The sequence below is a fragment of the Parvibaculum indicum genome (genome assembly GCF_011762095.1).
GTDB classification, from domain to species: domain Bacteria; phylum Pseudomonadota; class Alphaproteobacteria; order Parvibaculales; family Parvibaculaceae; genus Parvibaculum; species Parvibaculum indicum.
In genome coordinates this window covers 143,683-164,833 of sequence record NZ_JAASQO010000009.1, presented here as the reverse complement: position 1 = coordinate 164,833, position 21,151 = coordinate 143,683, and the positions used below count along the sequence as shown (strand labels likewise).

At 63.1% G+C, this 21,151-nt stretch carries 19 protein-coding genes; 14 read left to right on the top strand and 5 right to left on the bottom strand.

Translation table 11 applies throughout. From position 1 onward, the window contains the following. Window positions 1-6: 6 nt before the first annotated feature. A complete protein-coding gene (locus FHS78_RS12485) occupies window positions 7-1,287 on the bottom strand; it encodes a penicillin-binding protein activator (protein ID WP_167094701.1) in 1,281 nt (426 codons plus the stop codon). Between the two features lie 128 nt (window positions 1,288-1,415). Here FHS78_RS12485 and rsmI point away from each other — a divergent pair, with 128 nt between their 5' ends. From rsmI to FHS78_RS12470, 3 genes are read left to right on the top strand one after another with little or no spacing between them, the layout of a single operon-like run. Then, window positions 1,416-2,279 (top strand): 16S rRNA (cytidine(1402)-2'-O)-methyltransferase, encoded by an 864-nt coding sequence (gene rsmI, locus FHS78_RS12480; protein ID WP_167094700.1) that lies wholly within the window; start codon window positions 1,416-1,418, stop codon window positions 2,277-2,279. Between the two features lies 1 nt (window position 2,280). Beyond that, window positions 2,281-2,715 (top strand): YraN family protein, encoded by a 435-nt coding sequence (locus FHS78_RS12475; RefSeq protein ID WP_167094699.1) that lies wholly within the window; start codon window positions 2,281-2,283, stop codon window positions 2,713-2,715. A gap of 59 nt (window positions 2,716-2,774) precedes the next feature. After that, entirely contained in the window at window positions 2,775-3,647 is an 873-nt protein-coding gene (locus FHS78_RS12470) for a SirB1 family protein (protein ID WP_167094698.1), read from the top strand. Window positions 3,648-3,658: 11 nt separating this feature from the next. Here the strand turns inward: FHS78_RS12470 and FHS78_RS12465 are convergent, their stop codons facing one another. Continuing rightward, entirely contained in the window at window positions 3,659-4,351 is a 693-nt protein-coding gene (locus FHS78_RS12465; protein ID WP_167094697.1) for a MarC family protein, read from the bottom strand. A 138-nt stretch (window positions 4,352-4,489) separates the two neighbouring features. On the opposite strand from FHS78_RS12465, the gene gshB reads away from it, so the two are divergent. The 5 genes from gshB to FHS78_RS12440 all read left to right on the top strand — a co-directional run bounded on the left by gshB (window position 4,490) and on the right by FHS78_RS12440 (window position 8,768). Then, complete coding sequence (gene gshB / locus FHS78_RS12460; protein ID WP_205305303.1) at window positions 4,490-5,443, top strand: glutathione synthase; 954 nt, start codon at window positions 4,490-4,492, stop codon at window positions 5,441-5,443. A 64-nt stretch (window positions 5,444-5,507) separates the two neighbouring features. Beyond that, the gene (locus tag FHS78_RS12455; RefSeq protein WP_167094695.1) at window positions 5,508-6,788 is read left to right on the top strand and encodes a dipeptidase; all 1,281 of its coding nucleotides are present in this window, start codon (window positions 5,508-5,510) and stop codon (window positions 6,786-6,788) included. Further along, on the top strand, window positions 6,785-7,309 hold the full coding sequence (locus FHS78_RS12450; RefSeq protein WP_167094694.1) for a HugZ family pyridoxamine 5'-phosphate oxidase: 525 nt from the start codon (window positions 6,785-6,787) through the stop codon (window positions 7,307-7,309). The genes FHS78_RS12455 and FHS78_RS12450 overlap by 4 nt, the downstream gene beginning before the upstream one ends. A gap of 12 nt (window positions 7,310-7,321) precedes the next feature. Further along, the gene (locus tag FHS78_RS12445) at window positions 7,322-8,317 is read left to right on the top strand and encodes a DUF3298 domain-containing protein (RefSeq protein WP_167094693.1); all 996 of its coding nucleotides are present in this window, start codon (window positions 7,322-7,324) and stop codon (window positions 8,315-8,317) included. Window positions 8,318-8,330: 13 nt separating this feature from the next. Beyond that, entirely contained in the window at window positions 8,331-8,768 is a 438-nt protein-coding gene (locus FHS78_RS12440) for a GFA family protein (protein ID WP_167094692.1), read from the top strand. A gap of 50 nt (window positions 8,769-8,818) precedes the next feature. Here the strand turns inward: FHS78_RS12440 and FHS78_RS12435 are convergent, their stop codons facing one another. Together FHS78_RS12435 and FHS78_RS12430 are read right to left on the bottom strand one after the other, a co-directional pair. Then, entirely contained in the window at window positions 8,819-9,484 is a 666-nt protein-coding gene (locus FHS78_RS12435) for a hypothetical protein (protein ID WP_167094691.1), read from the bottom strand. A 32-nt stretch (window positions 9,485-9,516) separates the two neighbouring features. Beyond that, the gene (locus FHS78_RS12430) at window positions 9,517-10,620 is read right to left on the bottom strand and encodes a hypothetical protein (protein WP_167094690.1); all 1,104 of its coding nucleotides are present in this window, start codon (window positions 10,618-10,620) and stop codon (window positions 9,517-9,519) included. A 528-nt stretch (window positions 10,621-11,148) separates the two neighbouring features. Between FHS78_RS12430 and FHS78_RS12425 the strand changes: the two genes are divergently transcribed. From FHS78_RS12425 to FHS78_RS12400, 6 genes are all read left to right on the top strand, one after another. Next, on the top strand, window positions 11,149-12,693 hold the full coding sequence (locus FHS78_RS12425; RefSeq protein WP_167094689.1) for a hypothetical protein: 1,545 nt from the start codon (window positions 11,149-11,151) through the stop codon (window positions 12,691-12,693). Between the two features lie 122 nt (window positions 12,694-12,815). After that, window positions 12,816-14,363 (top strand): YifB family Mg chelatase-like AAA ATPase, encoded by a 1,548-nt coding sequence (locus FHS78_RS12420; protein ID WP_167094688.1) that lies wholly within the window; start codon window positions 12,816-12,818, stop codon window positions 14,361-14,363. Between the two features lie 136 nt (window positions 14,364-14,499). After that, window positions 14,500-16,701 (top strand): PAS domain-containing hybrid sensor histidine kinase/response regulator, encoded by a 2,202-nt coding sequence (locus FHS78_RS12415; RefSeq protein ID WP_167094687.1) that lies wholly within the window; start codon window positions 14,500-14,502, stop codon window positions 16,699-16,701. Between the two features lie 68 nt (window positions 16,702-16,769). Continuing rightward, window positions 16,770-18,203: an AmpG family muropeptide MFS transporter gene (locus tag FHS78_RS12410; RefSeq protein ID WP_246220476.1), complete on the top strand. Its 1,434-nt coding sequence runs from the start codon at window positions 16,770-16,772 to the stop codon at window positions 18,201-18,203. A 179-nt stretch (window positions 18,204-18,382) separates the two neighbouring features. After that, on the top strand, window positions 18,383-19,273 hold the full coding sequence (olsB, locus tag FHS78_RS12405) for a l-ornithine N(alpha)-acyltransferase (protein WP_246220475.1): 891 nt from the start codon (window positions 18,383-18,385) through the stop codon (window positions 19,271-19,273). Between the two features lie 40 nt (window positions 19,274-19,313). Continuing rightward, window positions 19,314-20,606 (top strand): amino acid permease, encoded by a 1,293-nt coding sequence (locus FHS78_RS12400; protein WP_205305302.1) that lies wholly within the window; start codon window positions 19,314-19,316, stop codon window positions 20,604-20,606. Between the two features lie 18 nt (window positions 20,607-20,624). Here the strand turns inward: FHS78_RS12400 and FHS78_RS12395 are convergent, their stop codons facing one another. Beyond that, window positions 20,625-21,089, bottom strand: a complete 465-nt coding sequence (locus tag FHS78_RS12395; RefSeq protein ID WP_167094685.1) for a DUF4399 domain-containing protein — start codon at window positions 21,087-21,089, stop codon at window positions 20,625-20,627. Window positions 21,090-21,151: the final 62 nt, after the last annotated feature.

Sequence of the window (21,151 nt, the reverse complement as noted above, 5' to 3'; positions counted from 1 at the left end):
CGTTTCTCAGAACGCCGGGGCGGGGGTGAAGCCCGTGGGTGCCGGATCGACCTGTTTGAGGCCCGAGGCCGTGATCTGCATGACGGCGAGGCCGCGTTCGATCCCGCCATCCGGCAGGAAACGGAAAATGCCGTCGACGCCGGAAAAGCCTTCCGGGTCCGTCAGCACGTCCTCGGCATAGGGGTTGCCGCCGCCCCGCGCGGACAATGCGATGGCAAGTCCCGCCGCGTCATAGGCAAGGCTGGCGAGCCGGGGCGGATTGGCGCCATAGGCCCGGCGATAGCGCTCCACGAAGCGTTCATGTCCTTCGGGCGGCGGGGCGGCAAAAAGCCCGCCCTGCAGCGGCGGCTCGCGCGCCAGAGACGGATCGTCCCACTGGCCGGTGCCGATGAACTGCACCTGGCGCGGATCGACATCGTTATAGGGTAGAAGAGGGGCGAGCGATTTGATGACCGAGCCGCCCTCCGGCATGAAAACCGCGTCGAATCCGTTACCGCCGTCATAGGCCTGCGCGATCTGCTTGGCCGGCGCATACATGCCTTGCGCATTTCGCGGATAGACCGCGCTGGCTACCACGGTGGCGGCGCGGGCCGCGACGGCCTGATTGAAGGCCGTGCGGACGCGATCTCCGAAAGCGGATTGCGGATAGAGCGCGGCAAAGCGCGTCTTGCCCTGCAGGACCGTGTAATCGACGATCCGGTCGACCTCCAGCGACGGCGGGAAGGAGAGCAGGTGGACGCCATCCCCGGCGACGTCGAGGTCGGAGGAAAAAGCGAGAACCGGCACCTGCGTATCGGCGGCAAGAGGCTTCACCGCCCGTACCTCGGCGGAGAAAAGCGGCCCCAGAATGATGTCCGCACCTTCTTCCAGGGCTTCGCGCGCGGCACGCTCCGCGCTGCCGGCCGAGCCGTCGGTCGCCTTGGGCATCATCAGCACATTCGGCCTGTCGAACTCGAAAAGCGCGAGCTGCGCGGCATTGTAAAGCGCGTTCGCCAGATCCTGCGTCCGCGAATTGTTGAAGGGCAGGATGACCGCGATGCGCACCGGGTCGAGGTTGGCGGGCAGGAAGGCCGGGCGGTAATAGTTAGCCGGATTGCGCTCGACCAGACGTTCCGGCTCCTGCTGGACCGGCTGTTGCGCGGAGGGCTGCTGCGGCTGGACCGGGGTGTGCACATCCGGCTTGGGCCCGGAGCTGCACCCTGCCAGAAGGAGGGCGCCGAGAACGAACAGGGCCGGACGCAAGGCGTGCCGGGTGGAAGAAAGATAAGCGGAGATCTTGGAATGCACGGGATATGTCCTGCCGGATTTGCAGTGCGGAAAGCCTAGGCTGCACCGCCCCTCAAGTAAACAAACGCAACGTGTTCTAACCGCAACCAATTGCCAAACAAATATGGCGGGCGCATGGTCTGCGCATCATGACCGAAAAAACCACCGTAACGGGCCGTCTCGAGCCCGGTCTCTACGTGACGGCGACCCCCATCGGCAATGCGTCCGATATCACGTTGCGCGCGCTGGACGTCCTGTCCCGCGCCGATCTCGTGTTGTGCGAGGATACGCGGGTGACGGCGAAGCTCTTTGCCATCCACAATATCCAGGCGAAAACCGCGCCCTATCACGACCATAATGCCGAGGAAATGCGCCCGCGCGTCCTGCAAAGGCTGGCCGCGGGAGAGGCGATCGCGCTGGTTTCCGACGCCGGCACGCCCATGGTTTCCGACCCGGGTTTCAAGCTGGTGCGCGATGCGCTGGATGAAGGGTTCAATGTGACGGCGCTGCCCGGCGCTTCGTCGCTTCTGGCCGCGCTGGTCGTGGCGGGGCTGCCTACCGACCGTTTCTTCTTCGGCGGCTTCCTGCCGGCAAAACAGGAGGCAAGGCGCAAGGACCTGACCGAGCTTTCCGCGATTCCCGCCACCATGGTCTTTCTGGAGAGCGCCAACCGGCTCGCCGCCGTGCTGGCCGACATGGCCGCGACGCTGGGCGAGCGGGAGGTGGCCGTCGCCCGCGAACTCACCAAGAAATTCGAGGAGGTGCGCAAGGGACCGCTCGCCGATGTCGCGCAGCATTACGCGGAAGCCGGCGCACCGAAAGGCGAGATCGTGATTGTGGTCGGCCCGCCCGCGCCGCGCGCCGCGCTCTGTGCCCATGAGGTCGATGCGATGATCGAGAATGCCCTGCGCCGGACCAGCCTCAAGGATGCGGTGGCCGAGGTCGTTTCCGTCACCGGCCTGCCCAAGCGCGAGGTCTATCAGCGCGCGCTCGAGCTTTCCAAAGAGGACTGACATGGAGGGGAAGCGCCGCGGTGGCGGCATTCGGGCCCGAAAAACCCTCGAACGGCAGGTGAGGGGGAAAGCCTCGTATGCGCGGGGGCTGCGCGCCGAGGCGCTCGCCGTTTTGTTGCTGCGTCTCAAGGGTTACCGGATTCTGGCGCGCCGCCTCAAGACCCGCGCCGGCGAGATTGATATTCTCGCGCGGCGCGGCAAAATGCTGGCCGTGGTCGAGGTGAAGGCCAGGACGGGGGAGGGCGCGGCCAGCGAAGCCCTGCGGCCGCATCAGCGGGCGCGTCTCTGGCGGGCGGGCGAACAGCTTTTTGCACTCAGGCCGGATCTCGCAGGCTGCGATTTGCGTTTCGACCTGGTGCTCGTCACGCCCTCGTCATGGCCCTTCGGGTTTCCCGGCGGCTGGCCGCGCCATCTGCCCGATGCCTGGCGCGATTGACGCCGTCCGATCGACCCGCGGCTTGCGCAGGCCGTTCCCGTCGCGCCATGATGTCCGGCATGAGACGGCCTTTTCAGCAAACCGATGACGAAATCGAGCGCCGATTGCGCGCGGCGGGCAAGGCCGGGGAGGGCGATATCGATATCGCCGAAACCGCCCTGCTGCTGGCGGCCTGTGACCGGCCGGATCTGTCGCCGGACAATTACCGGGACCATCTGGCGCTGCTGTGTGACGCCGTGCGCGAGGCGACGGACAGGTCGCCCGATGGCGACGCGCATGAGTTGGCTGCGCTTCTGGGAGGCGTCATTTCCGGTCTTCACGGTTATCGCGGCGATGCGGAGACCTATGACGATCCGCGCAATGCAAACCTCATGGAGGTGATCGACCGGCGCAAGGGCCTGCCCGTGGCGCTGGGCATCGTCTGGCTCCATGTGGCGGCGCGGCTGGGCCTCGATCTGGCCGGGCTCAATTTCCCCGGTCATTTCGTGCTGCGGTTGAGAACCGAGGGAAGCGGCCCGCGCGACGCGGCAATTGTCGATCCCTTCAATGGCGGCCGGATTCTGACAAGCGCCGACCTCCTCTCCATGATCCGTCAGGTGGAGGGCCCGCGCGCCACTCTTTCGCCGGAGGCATATGCGGAAGTGTCGTCGCGCGACATTCTGCTGAGGCTTCAGAACAACATTATGATGCGCGCCGTGCGCGGCAATGATTTCGCCCGGGGCTGCGATGTCGTCAGGCGCATGATCTGGATCGCACCGGAGCGTGCGGGCCTTTTCTTCGAGCTGGGCCGCCTCGAAGTGCATGACGGACGGATGGGCGCCGCCGTCGACGCTTTCGCCTCCTGCTATGAAAAGGCCTTGGATCTTGGCGAAGACCGCATCGCGGAGATGGCGCAACAGGCCCTGCGCGAGTTGAAACCCCGCCTCAACTGATCCCGCGACGCTTAGCCGGTCGGGGGTGGCAGGGGGAGGCTTCGGATCGTATCCATATATTTGATAAGGGCCTCGTCCATGCCCGTCATCGCCATTTCGACGCCGATGGTCGCAACGATCAGCCCCATCAGCCGTGTGACCACGGTGAGATTCGTCGTGCCCATGTAGTGAACGATGCGCGGCGCCTGCCGGAAGCAGAAATATGTGATGGCGGCGATGACCGCGAAGGCACAGATGGAAATGATGCTCGACAGGACCCCCGGATGAGCGGAGAAGCCGACCGCCGTGGCGATCGTCCCGGGCCCGGCGATCATCGGTATTGCGAGCGGCGACACGGAGACGGATAGCTGCGCTTCGATGACATCGGTAGGGACGTCTTCGTCTTCCACCTCTTCGGGTACATGGGCGGAAGAGGAATGACCCTGCAGCATCTGGAAGCCGATGATCGCCACCAGAACGCCCCCCGTAATGCGCAGCGCGGCGATGGTGACGCCGAAGAGCTCGAAGATGAGCTTGCCGGCCACGCTGAACAGCACCACGACCGCAAGGGAGATCAATACGCTCTGCCGGGCGATTTGAAACCGCACCTTGCGACTGTCACCGGCCGTCAACGCTATGAAGACCGGCGTGTTCGCAATCGGGTTGGCGATGGCGAAATAGCCGGCAAGGCAGGTGGCGGCAAAGGCGATATTTTCTTCAAGCATGCGTCCATAGTGCCCTCCGGCGCGCAGGGGCGGCAAGTACGGACATTCCCCACCCTCTGGCACCCACCCTCTGGTCTTTTCCCGCCGGAAGCCCCATCTTCACGCGACCGATATGACGACCCGCCGTAAGGAATGCCGATGACCGCCCGCAGACAACTCTCCGTCGCAATCCAGATGGACCCCATCCACGCGATCAATATCAATGCCGACAGCACCTTTGCGCTGGGGCTCGAGGCGCAGGCGCGCGGCCACGAACTCTATTACTACGAACCGCAAGAGCTCTCCATGCGCGACGGTCGCGTCTTCGCCCATATGCGCCCCATGACGCTGCGCCGCGAGGCCGGCAATCATTCGACGCTCGGGAGTAGCGAGAAGCGCTTTCTCGACGAAGTGGATGTGGTGCTCATGCGCCAGGACCCGCCCTTCGACATGAGCTACATCACCATCACCCACATGCTGGAGACGGTGCATCCCCGTACGCTGGTGGTGAACGATCCGGCGGAAGTACGCAACGCACCCGAAAAGCTCTTCGCGGTCCGCTTCAAGGGCCTCCTGCCCCCGACCCTCATTACCCGCGACCCCGGCGAGATCCGCGCCTTCCGTCAGGAGTTCAGGGACATCATCGTGAAACCGCTTTTCGGCAATGGCGGCGCGGGCGTCTTCCGCCTGACCGAAGAGGACCAGAACCTGAACTCGCTGCTCGAAATGTTCGGCCAGATAAACCGTGAGCCGGTGATCGTGCAGAAATATCTCCCGGAGGTGCGCCAGGGCGACAAGCGCATCATTCTGGTCGAAGGCGAGCCGGTCGGGGCCATCAACCGCATTCCGGCACAGGGCGAGGCACGCTCCAACATGCATGTGGGCGGCGTCGCCGAGAAATGGTCGCTCACCCCGCGCGAACGCGAAATCTGCGAGGCCATCGGGCCGGAACTGAAAAAACGCGGCCTCATCTTTGTCGGCATCGACGTGATCGGCGAATATCTCACAGAGATCAACGTCACCTCGCCCACCGGCATTCAGGAAATCGACCGCTTCGATAATGCCAATCTCTCCGCATTGGTCTGGGATGCGATCGAGGCGCGCAAGGGCTGAGATTTCCCATCCCACATTCACGCTCTAGACTGAGCCGCTCGGAAAACGGCGGGAGGTGTGCATCATGCGCGGTAAATCGATAGGCGGACTTGTTCTTGGGGCGATCCTTCTGCTGGGCACGTCGGTGTCCGCACGTGCGGACGAGGATGCGGCTCTGCGTGCCAGGGCGCATGAAATTCACGACCGTGTCATCGCCATCGATACCCATGTCGATATTCCGACAAGCTTCGCGACCCCCGCCTACGATCCCGGCGAGGACAACCCGGCGCCCGTGCTGGTCGATATTCCCAAGATGGAGAAGGGCGGTCTCGACGGCGTTTTCTTCATCGTTTATGTGCCGCAGACGGAGCGCGACCCGGCGGGCGAATCCGCGGCTATCTCGAAGGCCTTCGCGAAATTCGCCGCCATTCACCGCATGGCGGATAATCAGAATGCGGATCGTATCGGCCTTGCCACCAGCGCGGCCGATGTCCGCCGCTTGAACGAGGAAGGCAAGAAGGTCGCGCTGATCGGGATCGAGAACGGTTTCGTGGTGGACCATCATCCGGAACTTCTCGATATCTATTACGAACTCGGTGCGCGCTATTTCGGGCTCGTCCATAACGGCCACAACGATCTCGCCGACAGCGCGCAACCGAAGGAAAGCCTGGGCGACAAGCCCAATGATGCGGGCGGCGAACATCAGGGGCTGAGCCCGATGGGCGAGGCCGTGGTCCGCCGCTGCAACGATCTCGGCATCATGGTGGATATAAGCCATTCGGCGAAATCGACGGCGCTCGATGCCATCCGCTTGTCGCGCGCGCCCGTCATTGCGTCGCACTCTTCCGTGCATGCGCTCCGTGCCCATCCGCGCAATATGGACGACGAGACCATGAAGGCGATGGCGGCAAAGGGCGGCGTCATCCAGATCGTTGCCTTCGACGATTATCTGCACGAAGTGCCGAAAGCAAAACACAAGGCGCGGGGAGAGGCGGCAAAGCGTCTCGGACTGACGAGTCTCGAAGCATTTTTCGACGCCAGCGAAGAGGCCAAGGCCGAGTTCCGGAAAATCTCCGACGAGCTCGACGCGGAATATCCTCGCTCGACACTCTCCGACCTCATCGACCATATCGATTATGCGGTGACGCTTGTCGGCATCGATCATGTCGGTATCGCCTCGGACTTTCAGGGCGGCGGCGGTATTCAGGGCTGGCGCGATGCGGGTGAGACATTCAACGTCACGCTGGAACTCGTGCGACGGGGCTATGGGGAGGAAGAGATTGCAAAGCTCTGGGGCGGCAATATCCTGCGCGTGATGGACGAGGTCGAAGCGGCACGCAAGCAGGGAGCGAAGCAGGTAGAATGAGCGACGCGGCGAAGAAGAAGGAAGACATCCTCCAGCCCACCGACGACGAGGCGCGCGCGCTGGTGCACGAGCTGATGGCCCGGGCGGACTATGCGGCGATTGCCGCACTCGATCCCGCGACCGGCCATCCGCTGGCAAGTCGCGTCGCCCTGGCGCTCGACGAGGACGGGACGCCGGTGATCCTTACCTCGAAACTTGCTGCCCACACGCCCGCCATCGAAGCGGATGGGCGCTGCTCGCTGCTGGTAGGCGAGCCCGGCATGATCAAGGAGGCGAAGGGCGATCCGCTCACCCATCCGCGTCTCACCGTTATCGCCGAGGCGGAGCGGGTGGCGCACGACAGCGATATGCATGCGCGATTGCGCGAGCGCTGGCTTGTCCGTCATCCGAAGTCGAAACTCTATATCGACTTTCCCGACTTTGCCTTTTTTCGTCTGGCGCCGTTGCGCGGCAGTCTCAATGGCGGGTTCGGCAAGGCGTATGAACTGACCCCCTCGGACATGCTGTCGGCCAAGGCGTAGGAGGGGGACGACATGAAATATGCCGCGGCCATGACGGCCGTCCTCACGGGGCTTCTGCTGACGGTCGGATCGGCGCGGGCGGCGAGCTTCGATTGCGACAAGGCGTCCGGCCCGCGCGAAACGGCCATCTGCAAGACCGACGACCTTTCGACCGACGACGAGATCATGGCCGCGCTCTACGCCGGCGCCCGCGCGCGCATGTCCGGGAAAGCCGCGACCGGATTGCGCGACAGCCAGGTGTCGTGGCTGCGTTTTCTGGACAAGGCCTGCCCGCAGAGCGATGTCGAGACGCAGGCAGCATGTCTGAAACCCTGGTATCGCGAGCGGCTGAAATTTCTCAGCCGCGCGGTGACGGAAAAAGCCGGCCGCATATTCCTGACCCTCGACGAGTGGACATTCATCGCGCCCGAGAAAAAGGGCGAGGAAGAAATGCCCGGTGCCAACCGGATGCAGTATCGCGAAACCGTGAGCTTCGAGATCGACGCCCCGGAAAGCGCAGGGGAGCGCGCTTTTAATGCGCTTGTTGCCGAACAGTCCGATCTCTGGAACGGTTTCGATGGCGAGCAGCAGCGCTCCACCTGGTTCAAGCTCAACGAGGCGACGGCAAATTTCGCCAGTCTCGATATCTTCCGCTGGGAGTTTCATGTCGGCGCGGCCCACGGCTTCGGCGCGGCAAAGCATGTGAATTTTCGACTTGATGAGGCGCGGCCGCTGCGGGCGACGGACATCTTCGCAAGGGACGGCTGGCAGAAAGCGCTCGCCGACCATGCGCTGGACGGTCTGCACGAGATTCTCGGCGACGATTACGGCCTGTTCGACGAGGCGCCCGAGACGATCGCGAAGATGGTCGGCGATCCGGACAACTGGGTCGTGACGCGAGAGGGGCTGGGCGTCAATTTCCCCGTCTATTCGGTCGGGCCCTATGCCATTGGCGACCACACGGTGACGATGCCCTGGAAGGACCTTGCGCCGTGGCTCGCAAGGGATGCGGTGATCGGGGCGAAGTGAGCGGGAGGTGCGAATGACAGGCCGACATGTCCTGGACGGGAGCTGCCATTGCGGGCGGCTGTCGCTCCGCTTCGAAACCGCGATCCCGCCTGCCGACTATCGCCCACGCGCCTGCGATTGCTCCTTCTGCGTGAAGCATGACGCCGCCTATGTCTCCGACCCTGAAGGCCGCCTCGTTTTCCATGCGAAGGGAGCGGATGCGCTTTCCCGCTACCGGCAGGGTTCCGGCGCCGTGGAATGCCTCATCTGCCGCGAGTGCGGCGTCTATGTTGGCGCAATCTTCGAGGATGCGGGAAAGACCATCGGCACGGTGAATGTGCGGTGTATCGACGGGGACGTTGCGTTTGGCGATCGCCAGACAGTCTCCCCGCAACAGCTCGGCCGGGATGAAAAGGTCGGGCGCTGGCAGGAAATCTGGACCCCGGCAACGATCGAAATTGCCGGGGCGTGAACCTCTGCGGTGTTCGATATTCGGCGTCGGGCTCGTATGGTCCAGCCGCGTCAGACGGATTTTTCCACCGTCGCGATGGCGTTCCGAATGAGCCGCCGACCGCGTACGAAATACAAAAGCGCAACGACAATTGCAAACAGCGCCGTCCAGAAGACGGTGCTCACCGTGAAGAAACCGGTATTGCCGTCGTGATAGGCCAGACAGGAAAGCACGAGAAAGCTCACACCCATCGCAATATGCGTCAGCAGGGCCCGCACTCTGGGACCGGCGATAAGGTGCCAGACCAGCATCAATCCGTGCCAGCTTGCAGCAAGACCGGCCAGGGCGGAGAGATCGGCCCACACCACATCGAAATCGGACACCGACCCCTCATCCGTTACATAGAGGACGGCGAACATGGCAGCCACGATGCCGACAGCCGTCAGGTCGAGCATGAAGAGCAATATAATTTTCGACGGGCTTCTCGTTCGGACTTCCCAGTGGCCGTTATTTTCGGCCGTCGCGAAATCGGCGATGTAGCCGATCAGGTGGTAGGTCGCAAAAAGGATCGTCAGAAGCAGCAGCACGCAGCGCAACCGGAATTCCGGATCGTTCAAAAGTGTGGAATGGCCGGTACCGACATAGACATAGTTCATCAGCAAAGTGACGAGGCCGAGGCCGACCACGACCTGGATGATGTCGGTGATGACTTTTGCGCAATAGCGTTCGTAGAACATGACTCCCCCCGAAGCCAATTTGGATAGCCGATTCAGGAGCGGTCAGCGTAGCGCGATGCGGTTATGAAAAGAAACATGCTGAGCCCCGCCGCCAGGAAGACCAGCGTGGCGAGCCCCGCATACTGGCCCGGCGAGCTGACCAGCCCGGCCACCACGGGGCCTCCCGCGAGGCCGACACCCTGGAAACCGGGCACAAGCGCCAGATGGTCCGTGCCCTTCAACTCCACCCCGAGAAGCGCCACCTGGCCGGGCACCGACAAATTCCAGGCCACCATCAGCGTGATGCCCGCCAGAGTGAAAATTACGGGATTGCCGGTCGACATGCCGGTGATCGCCGCCGCCGCGTAGACGATGCAGGTGCCTGTGAGGATACCGCGCGGCGCCCCGCGCAGAACGACATACAGCGTACCGGCCAGCCCGCTCAGCATCATCACCGCCAGAATACTGCCACCCGTGGCGGCATCCAGGCCGAGGCTCGTCGCCTTTTGCTGCATGAAGGCCCATGCGCCGGCAAGGCCGATATGAAATATGCCCATACCCGCGAGCGCCATCCACATGCCCGCATTTCCCGGCCCGCCGGCCGATGTCCTGTCGTGCCCGTCAATGACCTGGTGCCAGGGCAGGAAAACGGCCGCGATCACGCCGCCGACGCAGATCGCGGCGGCGAGCTGCATCACGGCGGTGAAGCCGCCGGCGGTATCCGCCATGCCGAAGCCGACAAGCGCCCCGGCGCCGAAAAGCATCTGCAAGGCCATGAACGCGGCATAGACACGGGCTGCGTTCCGGCCCGATCCGAGCAGCGAAACCGCAACGACCAGCAAGGCGCCCTCGCCCAGCAGGCCGGCTGCGAAACGAAGCAGGACGATCGGAAGCAATGTGTCGGCATAGCCGGTCAGAAGGTTGGTTGTGGCCAGCATCAGCGCGCCGAAAAGGGCGGTGGGCCCCGGGGCGAGCCATTTGCCGAGACGGAAGGCGGCAAGCGAGCAAAGCGTCACGCCGGCCAGTTCGGCGCCGGCAAACAGGCCCAGTCCGGCATTGGACAGGCCGAGCCCACGCCCGGCCGAATCCAGAATGACGGGAAGAACAAGCTCGATCGAGCGGCCCAGCACGCCTGCCACGATGGCGGCGCCAAGCACAATGCTGGTTGTTCTCGCCCCTTGTCGCATCCCTTCGGTCCGCGCCTCCCGCTACTCGCCGATCCGTTTCGCCAATGTCGGGGAAACGATGAAGAGTGACAATAGGGTTGTAATAATGGCGGCGCGGCGGATCGGCATATGAAAGAAGACCTTGTTTCGGACGAACCGGCCACAAATGGCATCGTGGCAGCGCATCGGCAAGCCTCAAACACCTGCGCGCTGCGGATCGTCCATAAGGACCCTTTTCGTTCTTGACTGAAACCGATCTTTCACGCCAGCCTTTCTCCATAACAGGATATCGGAGAGGGCAGAGGCAGGCGGGGACTTTCAGGGGCGTCAAAGCACGGTCCGTCAAGGCGCAGGTCCGCGCTGTAGGTTCTCAAACCGCTCATCAGTCATTTCAGGGGCGAGCCTAAAATCGCCACCCGTTGCCTCGTCCTAAGTTCTGAGGATTACGACCGGCCATCATTTTCAAGGTGTGGTATGAGAATAATAGTTCTTTTTTCCGTTTTGTTTTCGTGCCTTTTTATGAACAGCTCAATATCCAGAGCGGACACTTTCTATATTACTTTCAAGAACACCGGTAATGAGGACATTTATTATTCGGTGGCAGTCCGCGGCCTGGCATTGTTCGGCTGGCGCGATTGGGAGGTGAAAGGGTGGTACAAGCTGCGGGTTGGCGAGTTCCGCCAGGTATTTCATGGTGAGGACAAACAGGTTCTCTTCGCGTTCAGGAAACGTGGCGGCTATGCGGTCTACACTATGCCGGGAGGCCGGGGCGGATGGCTGGATGGGTGGCACGTGGCCCCGAAGAAGAATTTTCGGTACTCGTTTCGTACCAAAAGCTCCAGAACCTCGAAACTTACCGAGTATGTAAAATCGTCTTTCGGCTATCGCTATCAGCCTATGAGCTGGACCACCAATCATACGGTGCGAGAGCACGTCAATATTCCGTCCTACAAATCGGACCAGGTAATCCCGTTCAAAAGCACGCAGGAAGCGGCAGTAGAAGCCAAGAAGGAGCCGGTATTTCCTCCGAATGCGCTCCAGCGACTGGACTCCCTGCTGCGGAAACATTTGTCGGGCTCGGTCTGTGACGGAGGCTTCTTCGTCATGAAACATCCGAGGGGCGCTGTCAGGGTTACGAAGAATGGGGAAATACAAGTCAAGGGTCGGCAGTATTATAGTAATAAAAAAAACAAGATAACATCGACGGGTGACATGCATTCGGTTCGTCTGGAAGAAGCTGTTTCCGTGAATTTTGCCCGACAAAACGAATGTTACCGGATCGACATCAAATGTGAAAAGCGTAGTGATTGTGCGAAGTCTTTTACAACAACGGAAAAGAGATCCTATAAATTAAGGCTGAGTTCTTTTAATCTTTATTTCAACTCACCCGAAGCCGCGAATGAAGTGGGCGCAGAGCTGGCGTCTCTTCTTGGCAAGAAGGTGATGGGCTCCAAACCGTTCGCCATCAAGGAAAAGGCGGCTCCCGCCGAAGCCGAGAAACCCGAAAAACCGAAAAAGACATTGGCGACGGATTATGGACCGTACTGGCTGATCCCTCTCGCCGGTGTCGCATTCATCGTTTTTTCCGGCGTGCAGTCGCTCCGGCAAGGCGGCGTTCGCAAGGGCGCGCGGACGGTCTCCTTCTTTGACGGGAGTTCCTGGACGAGTCATGCGGCGTTCCTTCTGGCGACCATTGTCGGGTACGTCGTCTATCTTCTTTCGGCAATTCTTCTGTCCCTCTTCTTCGATGTTGAAGGCGCCGACATTTTCAGCGCCCCGGCTTCGGAAATACTGGAAGCTGTGGCGGTCTTGTCGATCGCTTTTGTCTTGCTTGTCGCTTCCGGATATTTCCTGATCGCGACGGATCTGAGGAACAAGCACAAGTCTAAGAAGAGGATATTCTTTGTTTCCCTTGTTGTTTATGCCGTCCTAGCCTTCATGATCGCAGGACTAATGCCCTATGACCGTTTTTGGGGGCTTGGCCTGTTCTTTGTTGCGGCGCTCACGATCCTATCCGCCGTGCCCTTCGCAGTGACGTGGGTGGGGAGGCGGCGCCACGGATAATGCGGGGCGCGATCTGCCCTGTTGACAGGTTCCCTTTTCGTTCTTGACTGAAACGGCTGATTCACGCGAAGGTTTCTCCATAATCGAAGCGGGCGGCCGATCGGGACGGGTGGGGGCTTTTCATGGTTGCGCATATCGAGACGGTGGCTTTTCAGGGCGTGGATGCGCGCCCCGTCGACGTGCAGGTGCAGATCGCGGGCGGCATGCCGGCTTTCACCATTGTGGGGCTTGCCGACAAGGCGGTGGGCGAAAGCCGCGAGCGCGTCCGCGCCGCGCTGTCGGCCATCGGCCTGGGCCTTCCGCCCAAGCGCATCACCGTCAATCTCGCGCCCGCCGATCTGCCCAAGGAAGGCTCGCATTACGATCTCCCCATCGCGCTGGGCCTGCTCGTCGCCATGGGCGTCCTGCCCCCGCAGGAGATGGAAAAATTCGTCGTCATCGGCGAATTGTCGCTCGACGGCGCGGTGAATGCGGTCGCCGGCGCGCTGCCGGCTGCGATGGCGGCCAATGCGCGCGGGCGCGGTCTCATCTGTCCGGAAGCCTGCGGCCCGGAGGCCGCCTGGGCCGGTATGGATGGCGACAATCCTGGCGGCGTTCTTGCGCCGCGCTCCATCATCCAGCTCGTGAACCACGTCAAAGGCACGCAGATCCTGTCCGAACCGGTGCCGATGAAGGCCGCCGAAGAGCCCAACGCGCCGGACCTGCGCGATATCAAGGGCCAGGTTTCCGCCAAGCGCGCGCTGGAACTGGCGGCCGCGGGAGGCCACAACATGCTCATGGTGGGGCCGCCGGGCTCCGGCAAATCCATGCTGGCCGCGCGCCTGCCCGGCATCCTGCCGCATCTCTCCCCGCGCGAAATGCTGGAGGTGTCCATGATCGCCTCCATCGCGGGCGAGCTCATGATCCATGGCATGGGCCGGCGCCGGCCCTATCGCGCGCCGCATCATTCCGCCTCCATGCCCGCGCTGATCGGCGGCGGTCTGCGCGCAAAACCCGGCGAGGTTTCGCTGGCCCATCGTGGCGTGCTCTTTCTGGACGAACTGCCCGAATTTCCCCGCCAGGTACTCGATTCATTGCGTCAGCCCCTCGAAACCGGCGAGGCCGTCGTCTCCCGCGCCAATGCGCATGTGAGCTATCCCGCCCGCTTCCAGCTCGTCGCGGCGATGAACCCGTGCCGCTGCGGCCATGCGGGCGACGCGGCACGTGCCTGCCCGCGCGTACCCCGCTGCGTGGCGGATTATCAGGCCAAGCTGTCCGGCCCCTTGCTCGACCGTTTCGACATTAATGTGGAAGTGCCGCCCGTCTCCGCCGCCGATCTCTCCCTGCCGCCGCCCGCCGAAGGCTCGGCGGAAGTTGCCGCCCGCATCGCCCGGGCGCGGGCGCTGCAGGCCGACCGATTCGAGTCTCTGGGGGTGAACAATGTAAGCCTCAACGCTCATGCCGAAGGCGAATTGCTCGAGAAAATCGCCGCGCCGGACGATGCGGGCCGTACTCTGCTCACGGAAGCCGCCGAGCGCATGGGCCTGACCGCACGCGGTTATCACCGCGTCATCCGCGTCGCCCGGACGCTCGCCGATCTGGAGGACGCGCAAGGCGTGACGCGCCTCCATATCGCAGAGGCGCTTTCCTATCGCGAGTCCGTGGGGGCCCGTCTCGGTACCGCCGCATAGCGGGCCCCGAGGCGGCTTTTGAGCCAAATCGGCGCATTTAGCCACCGTTAACCATCATTCCTAACCGGATTGAAAGCCTGTTCGGCGCAGGCTTCTGCGACATTTCGAATGATGTCGCTTTTCAACCGGGTGCCGAATGTTCCTCTCTTCTCCCGATAACATGCCGCTTTTGCTGCTCGGTCTGGCCGTCGTGCTGCTGCTGGGGGCCGAAGCTTGGCGCCGTGCTTCGGCGCGCGCACGGGCGCATGCCGGCAAGGTGGATGAACTCGAAGCGCGGATCGAGAAGCTCCGCGACGAGAACTGGGAACTGGCCGAGCGCGAGGCGCGCTACCGCGACCTCGTGCGCACCCAGGGCGATGTCATCATCCGCAAGGACCTCGAAGGCCGCGTCTCCTATGTGAATGACGTTTTCTGCGAAACCTTCGACCTCACACGGGCCGAATCCATCGGCCGCCCCTTCATGCCCGAGCTGCCCGAGGGCGAGAGCGCCCGCATGCTGGGCGCGCTGGCCGGGCTCGGCGCCACCGGGCAACGCGTTCGCTACGACCAGAAAGTCATGACCGCTTTCGGCCCGCGCTGGTTCGTCTGGGAAGAGACGACGATCCGCGACGAAGGCGGCTCGCTCAGCGAGGTGCAGCTGGTCGGCCGCGATATCAGCGATCGCAAGGAAGTGGAGCAGCGCCTTGCCGAGGCGCTTGACGAGGCCAAGGCCGCCAGCCGCGCCAAGAGCCTGTTCCTGGCCACGATGAGCCATGAAATCCGCACACCGATGAACGGCGTTATCGGCATGACGGATCTGCTGCTCTCCACCAAACTCGATCCCGCCCAGCGATCCTATGCGGATGCGGTTCGAAGCTCCGGCGAGGCGCTGCTGGCCATCATCAACGATATTCTCGACTACTCCAAAATCGAGGCAGGCAAGGTGACGCTCCATCCCGCGCCCTTCGACGCGTCCGCTGCGCTGGAAAGCGTGGCCGAACTGCTGGCGCCGCGCGCCTATGAAAAGGGGCTCGAAATCGTCACCGAGGTTTCGCCTGCCGTTTCGCGCACGCTGGATGGCGACGAGCCCCGCATCCGCCAGATCCTGCTGAACCTGGCCGGCAATGCGATCAAATTCACCGAAGAGGGCGGCGTGGCGCTGCGCCTTCGTCGCGCGGAGAATGACGACGGGATCGTTCTGGAAATCGAGGATACCGGAATCGGCATGAGCCCCCAGGCGCTGGACCGCATCTTCGAGGAGTTTGCGCAAGGCGAGGAAGGGCATGCGCGGCGCTTCGAGGGAACGGGGCTCGGCCTCGCCATCACGCGCCGCCTTGTCACCGCGATGGGCGGCCGCATCGAGGTCGAAAGCGAAGAGGGCAAGGGTTCGATCTTCCGTGTCCGCCTGCCGCTCAAACCCTCCACCGACGAAGAGACCCCGCGGGACCTGCCGCGTCTGGACGGTCTTACCGTCGTCATTCATCGGGATCGGCCGCTCGTTGCCGAGACGCTGGCCAATGCGGCCCGCCATTCCGGCGCGCAGGTGCATTGCGTCTCGGATGAACCTGAGTTGATGGAGGCGGCGAAACGGGCGGATATTTTCGTCTGCATGTCCCGCACGGCGGATGGGGAGGACGGCGCGGCGTTTGCGCGCGCCGCGCGCCGCCGCAATCCGGGGCTGAGGACGATGGTGCTTTTGCAGCCGCGCGAGCGCAACAGGCTCGGCGAACTGACCGGCGCCGGTGTCGAAACCACTGCCGAGACGCCGCCTTTCGACGCCTATCTCGTGCGCCCCGTGCGTACCTCGTCGCTGCTGGCGCGCCTCGCCGCGCTGCGCGCCGCCGCCGATGTCGATGGAGCTGGCCGTGGCACGGCCGGTTTCGATCCGGGCCTCGACGAGGAACCCGACACCGAAACCGCCGCCGGCGGACTGCGCGTCCTAGTCGCCGAGGACAATGAAATCAACGCGCTCCTGACCCGGACCCTGCTGGAGCATGCGGGCCATAGCGTGGAAATCGTCGGCAATGGCGAAGAAGCGGTCGACGCCCTCGGACGACAGGGGACGCCTCCTTATGACGTTGTCCTGATGGATCTGCATATGCCGGGCATGGACGGCTTCGCTGCCACCGCCCGGATCCGCGAATTGCACATGGAGGCGGCGCGCCTGCCCATCATCGCCCTGACAGCCAATGCATTGTCGGAAGACCGGCAGGCTTGCCTCGACGCGGGCATGGACGATTATCTCTCCAAGCCCGTGAGCCATGGTGCGCTCGCCGCGACGCTCTCCAACTGGGCGGGCCGCTATTCCCCGAACGCATCGTCCGAGGACGAGGGCAGCAGCTTGGCGAATCTGGGCTGACATGCTTCTCTGAGCCTTCCGGCCCGGCGGGATCGCAGCGGGACGGCGAGGGACGAGAGAGGGGCGGCATGAGCGAACCGGACGAGCGTAAAAGCATGGGCGAAAGGCTTGCCCATGCCTGGACCGTCTATACCGAGCGACGCACATTCATCATGTTGCTGCTCGGTTTTTCTTCCGGGCTTCCTTTCCTGCTCGTCTTTTCAACCCTCTCGCTCTGGCTGAGGGAAGCGGGCGTCTCGCGCACCGAAATCGGCCTGATGAGCTATGTCGGCCTCGCCTACACGATCAAGTTCGTCTGGGCGCCGGTCCTCGACCAGCTTCGCGTGCCGATTCTCGGCAATCTGCTGGGAAAGCGCCGCGCCTGGATGCTGGTGGCTCAGGCGGGGGTCGCGCTGTCGCTTGTCGTCATGTCTTTCTGCGACCCTCATGTCTCGCTGACGCCGATCGCCATTTTCGCGCTCCTGCTCGCCTTTTCCTCCGCGACGCAGGACATCGCCATCGATGCCTGGCGTATCGAGGCTGCCGAGGATGAAAAGCAGGGAGCGCTCGCCGCCGCCTATCAGCTCGGCTATCGCGTCGCCATTATCGCGTCGGGCGCGGGCGCGCTGCTCATCGCGGAAGCCATGTCCTGGCATATGGCCTATCTCGCCATGGCGGCGCTGATGAGCGTCGGGGTCGGCGCCGCGCTCGTGGCTCCCCGCGTCGCGGAATCCGAAGCGCCCGTGGTCGGCGAGGAAACGGTCGAGCGCATTGCGCGCCGCCTGCATCTGAACGGCGAGGCGGGCAGCGCTTTCGAATGGATCTACCGCGCGATCTTCGCCCCCTTCATCGATTTCTTCAGCCGCTTCGGCTGGCAGGCGTTGATCGTGCTGGCGCTGATCGGGCTTTATCGCGTGCCCGATTTCGTCATGGGCGTGATGGCCAACCCGCTTTATGTGGATATCGGGTTCGACAAGACCGAGATCGCGGGCGTGGTGAAGCTGTTCGGTGTCTGGATGACGATTCTGGGCGCCATCGTCGGCGGTCTGGCCATCGCAGGTCTCGGCACGCTGCGCGCGCTTCTTCTCGGGGCGCTGGCGGCCTCGCTTACCAATTTCATGTTTATCTGGCTTGCGATGCGCGGCCATGACCTGTTCGGCCTGACGGTGACCATCAGCGCGGAAAACCTCTCCGGCGGGTTCGCGGGCACCTGTCTCATCGCCTATATGTCGAGCCTGACCAATCACGAATTCACCGCCACGCAATATGCGCTGTTCAGCTCGGTTTATGCGCTGCCGGGCAAGTTGCTGGGCGGTCTTTCCGGCTACATGGTGGATAGCTGGTCCGCGCCGGGCGGGCTGCACGATACGCTTCTGGCCGCGGCGCCCGGCCTCACCGCCAAGACGGTGGGCTATGTGCCCTTCTTTGCCACAACCGGGCTGATGGGCTTGCCGGCGATCCTCCTGATCCTCTATCTGCTCTATGCGCGGCGCCGGTCGGCCCTCGCGGAAGCTGCCGATTGATGACGGAATTATAATTAAATCAACACGTTGCGTTGGGTCTATGCTTGCGCTATGGCCCTGTTGGCCAGCATGCGGGCTTGGCAGGGAGGGCCGTTGATGAAACTATGCGCGAAATGGCCGATACAGCCGGACAGGGGGTCCCTGTGGCGGCCTCTGAAGGTGGTATGGAGTCGGGAAGCATGACATCTGCGAATGCGGGCACCGATGCGGTCTCGACCGAGGACGAGGCGGCAGCGGACCCGCTCAGCTATGGCCGTCGCGGTCAGCTCGAAGTACGGCTTGCTCGAACCGCAACCGAGATCGATGCTGCCCAGTCCGTCCGCTACCACGTCTTCTACGAGGAGATGTCGGCCAAGCCGGACGAGACGACGCTCGCCACCAAACGCGACGCCGACAGCTATGATGAGATCTGCGACCATCTGCTGGTGATCGATCACGACCGCATCACGGGTAAGCTGGATGCGAACGGCGAAATCCCGCGCGACGCGGTGGTGGGGTGTTACCGCCTGCTGCGCCAGGAAGTGGCCGAAAAACATGGCGGCTTCTATACCGCCAACGAATATGACATCGGCCCCATGCTGGAGCGTTTCTCGGACCTGAAGTTCCTGGAGCTCGGACGGTCCTGCGTGCTGCCGCCTTACCGCACCAAGCCCACCGTGGAACTGTTGTGGCACGGCATCATGCAATATGTGACCGAACACGATCTCGATGTGATGTTCGGCTGCGCGAGCTTCGAGGGCACCGACCCGGATGAGCTCGCGATCCCGCTCTCCTTCCTGCACCATAATCATGCCGCGCCGCCGGAATGGCATGTGCGCGCCCTTCCCGAGCTCTATGTCGAGATGAACCGGGTGCCCGAGGAAGAGCTCAATCCCCGCCAGGCCGCGCGCCTGCTCCCGCCCATGATCAAGGGCTATCTCAGGGCCGGCTGCTATATCGGCGAAGGGGCGGTGATCGACTACCAGTTCGGCACCACCGACGTTCTCATCATCTTCCCCGTGGCGCAGATTTCGGATCGCTACATGTCGAAATTCGGCGGCAAGGAAAAGATACCTTCGGGACAGCGCTGAGCGCTTTTCCATTTCGACCATACGGGAGAGCGGGCTCGCGGTGACGAAGGGGCCTGACGACAGCATCGGTTTCTGGAGCGCCGCGGCTATCGGTATCGGCGGTATGGTCGGCGGCGGCATCTTCGCCGTGCTGGGCCTGTCGGTCGAGCTGGCCCAGGGCGGGGCGCCCGTCGCCTTTGCGCTTGCCGGGCTTGTCGCGCTCGTCACTTCCTATGCCTATGTGAAACTCTCCGTGGCCATGCCGGAGCAGGGCGGCACGGTTTCCTTCCTCGACAATGCGTTCGGTCCCGGGCTTTTTACCGGGGCGGCGAATATCCTCCTGTGGCTGAGCTACATCGTCATGCTGTCGCTCTATGCCTATGCCTTCGGCAGCTATGGCGCGCAGCTCTTCCCGCCCATATGGGACGGGGTCGCAAAACACGGGCTCATTTCTTTCGTCATCATCGCCATGACCGGGCTGAACCTGATGAGCGTGAAATCGGTCGGCAATGCCGAGGAGCTGATCGTCGCCGTGAAGATCGCGATCCTGCTCGTCTTTGTCGGCTTCGGAATGATGTCGGTGGACACGGTGCGCATGGCGCCGTCGCAATGGGCGCCGCCATTGTCCCTCATTGCGGGCGGCATGATCATTTTCGTGGCCTATGAGGGCTTCGAACTGATCGCCAACACTGCGCAGGATGTGCGCGATCCCAAGCGCACCCTGCCCCGCGCCTTCTATCTTTCGGTGGGTTTCGTGATCCTGCTCTATGTGGCGGTGGCGGCGGTAACCATCGGCAATCTCGCGCCCGCCGATGTGACGGCGGCGCGCGACTATGCGCTGGCGGCGGCGGCGAAACCTTTTCTGGGGCAGGCGGGTTATGGTGCAATTACGCTGGCTGCGCTTCTCTCCACCATGTCGGCGATCAATGCGACGCTTTACGGCGCCGCGCGGCTTTCCTATGTGATCGCGAAGGATGGCGAGCTGCCGCCTTTCCTTGAGCGCAAGATCTGGAATCGCCCGGCCGAAGGGTTGCTTATCACCGCGGGCGTTACGCTGCTGACGGCGAACTTGTTCGACCTGCAAAGCATCTCGACCATGGGCTCGACGGGCTTCCTGCTCGTCTTCGCCGCGGTCAACGCCGCCGCCTTCCATATGAGTGCCCGGATCGGCGCCGTGAAATGGCTGCCGGGCCTTGGCGTCGTGCTGTGCCTGGGTGCGCTCGCCGCCCTTGTCTGGCAGACGGCTGAAAAACACCCCGCCCGGCTATCGGTGCTGGCGGTGCTGGTCGGCCTCGCCTTCCTGATCGAACTCGCCTATCGGATATTCGGCAGGCGAAAAAGCGGAAAGGCTTGAGGCCGCAGCCTCTTCCGCCTATTCGACCGTAATCGTGATTTTCTTGGAAACCAGCGGCGGGTCGTGCGGCACATGGTTCATGTCGCCCATGATGAGCTGCAGCGTATGCGTGCCCGGCGCGAGATCGATGGTGGTTTCCGTCTGCCCGCCGCCGAAATGAACATGATTCTCGTCCGCCGGGAGCGGCATGGCGAGGTCCTCGCCGGTCGGCATATCCGTATCGATCAGCAGGTGATGATGCCCGGTCTTGGCCTTGTCCACGCCGGCCGGTGCGACGCCCATCCCCTTGAGGCCGAACTGCACCGTGACGGGGCCCGTCACCGTCGCCCCGTCTTCGGGCGAGATGATGTAGAGCGTCGCATCTTCCGGCCAGTAGGCACCGTCCTGCGCCTGCGCGGCAACGGGATGGATCGCATAGGCGGCGGGAAGCGCCAGCGCGGCGGCAAGCGCACAGGATCGGATCGTCTTGGCGATGGAGGCCATCAATAAACTCCGCGGTCAGGTGAGAACGGATCGCATCATGACGCGGGCTCGCCCGTCTTCGC

What these genes read in the sequence shown, in the direction of transcription:
- rsmI (WP_167094700.1), top strand. Translation starts at nt 1,416, where the DNA reads ATGACCGAAAAAACCACCGTAACGGGCCGTCTCGAGCCCGGTCTCTAC.
- FHS78_RS12475 (WP_167094699.1), top strand. Translation starts at nt 2,281, where the DNA reads ATGGAGGGGAAGCGCCGCGGTGGCGGCATTCGGGCCCGAAAAACCCTC.
- FHS78_RS12470 (WP_167094698.1), top strand. Translation starts at nt 2,775, where the DNA reads ATGAGACGGCCTTTTCAGCAAACCGATGACGAAATCGAGCGCCGATTG.
- FHS78_RS12465 (WP_167094697.1), bottom strand. Translation starts at nt 4,351, where the DNA reads ATGCTTGAAGAAAATATCGCCTTTGCCGCCACCTGCCTTGCCGGCTAT.
- gshB (WP_205305303.1), top strand. Translation starts at nt 4,490, where the DNA reads ATGACCGCCCGCAGACAACTCTCCGTCGCAATCCAGATGGACCCCATC.
- FHS78_RS12455 (WP_167094695.1), top strand. Translation starts at nt 5,508, where the DNA reads ATGCGCGGTAAATCGATAGGCGGACTTGTTCTTGGGGCGATCCTTCTG.
- FHS78_RS12450 (WP_167094694.1), top strand. Translation starts at nt 6,785, where the DNA reads ATGAGCGACGCGGCGAAGAAGAAGGAAGACATCCTCCAGCCCACCGAC.
- FHS78_RS12445 (WP_167094693.1), top strand. Translation starts at nt 7,322, where the DNA reads ATGAAATATGCCGCGGCCATGACGGCCGTCCTCACGGGGCTTCTGCTG.
- FHS78_RS12440 (WP_167094692.1), top strand. Translation starts at nt 8,331, where the DNA reads ATGACAGGCCGACATGTCCTGGACGGGAGCTGCCATTGCGGGCGGCTG.
- FHS78_RS12435 (WP_167094691.1), bottom strand. Translation starts at nt 9,484, where the DNA reads ATGTTCTACGAACGCTATTGCGCAAAAGTCATCACCGACATCATCCAG.
- FHS78_RS12425 (WP_167094689.1), top strand. Translation starts at nt 11,149, where the DNA reads ATGAACAGCTCAATATCCAGAGCGGACACTTTCTATATTACTTTCAAG.
- FHS78_RS12420 (WP_167094688.1), top strand. Translation starts at nt 12,816, where the DNA reads ATGGTTGCGCATATCGAGACGGTGGCTTTTCAGGGCGTGGATGCGCGC.
- FHS78_RS12415 (WP_167094687.1), top strand. Translation starts at nt 14,500, where the DNA reads ATGTTCCTCTCTTCTCCCGATAACATGCCGCTTTTGCTGCTCGGTCTG.
- FHS78_RS12410 (WP_246220476.1), top strand. Translation starts at nt 16,770, where the DNA reads ATGAGCGAACCGGACGAGCGTAAAAGCATGGGCGAAAGGCTTGCCCAT.
- olsB (WP_246220475.1), top strand. Translation starts at nt 18,383, where the DNA reads ATGACATCTGCGAATGCGGGCACCGATGCGGTCTCGACCGAGGACGAG.
- FHS78_RS12395 (WP_167094685.1), bottom strand. Translation starts at nt 21,089, where the DNA reads ATGGCCTCCATCGCCAAGACGATCCGATCCTGTGCGCTTGCCGCCGCG.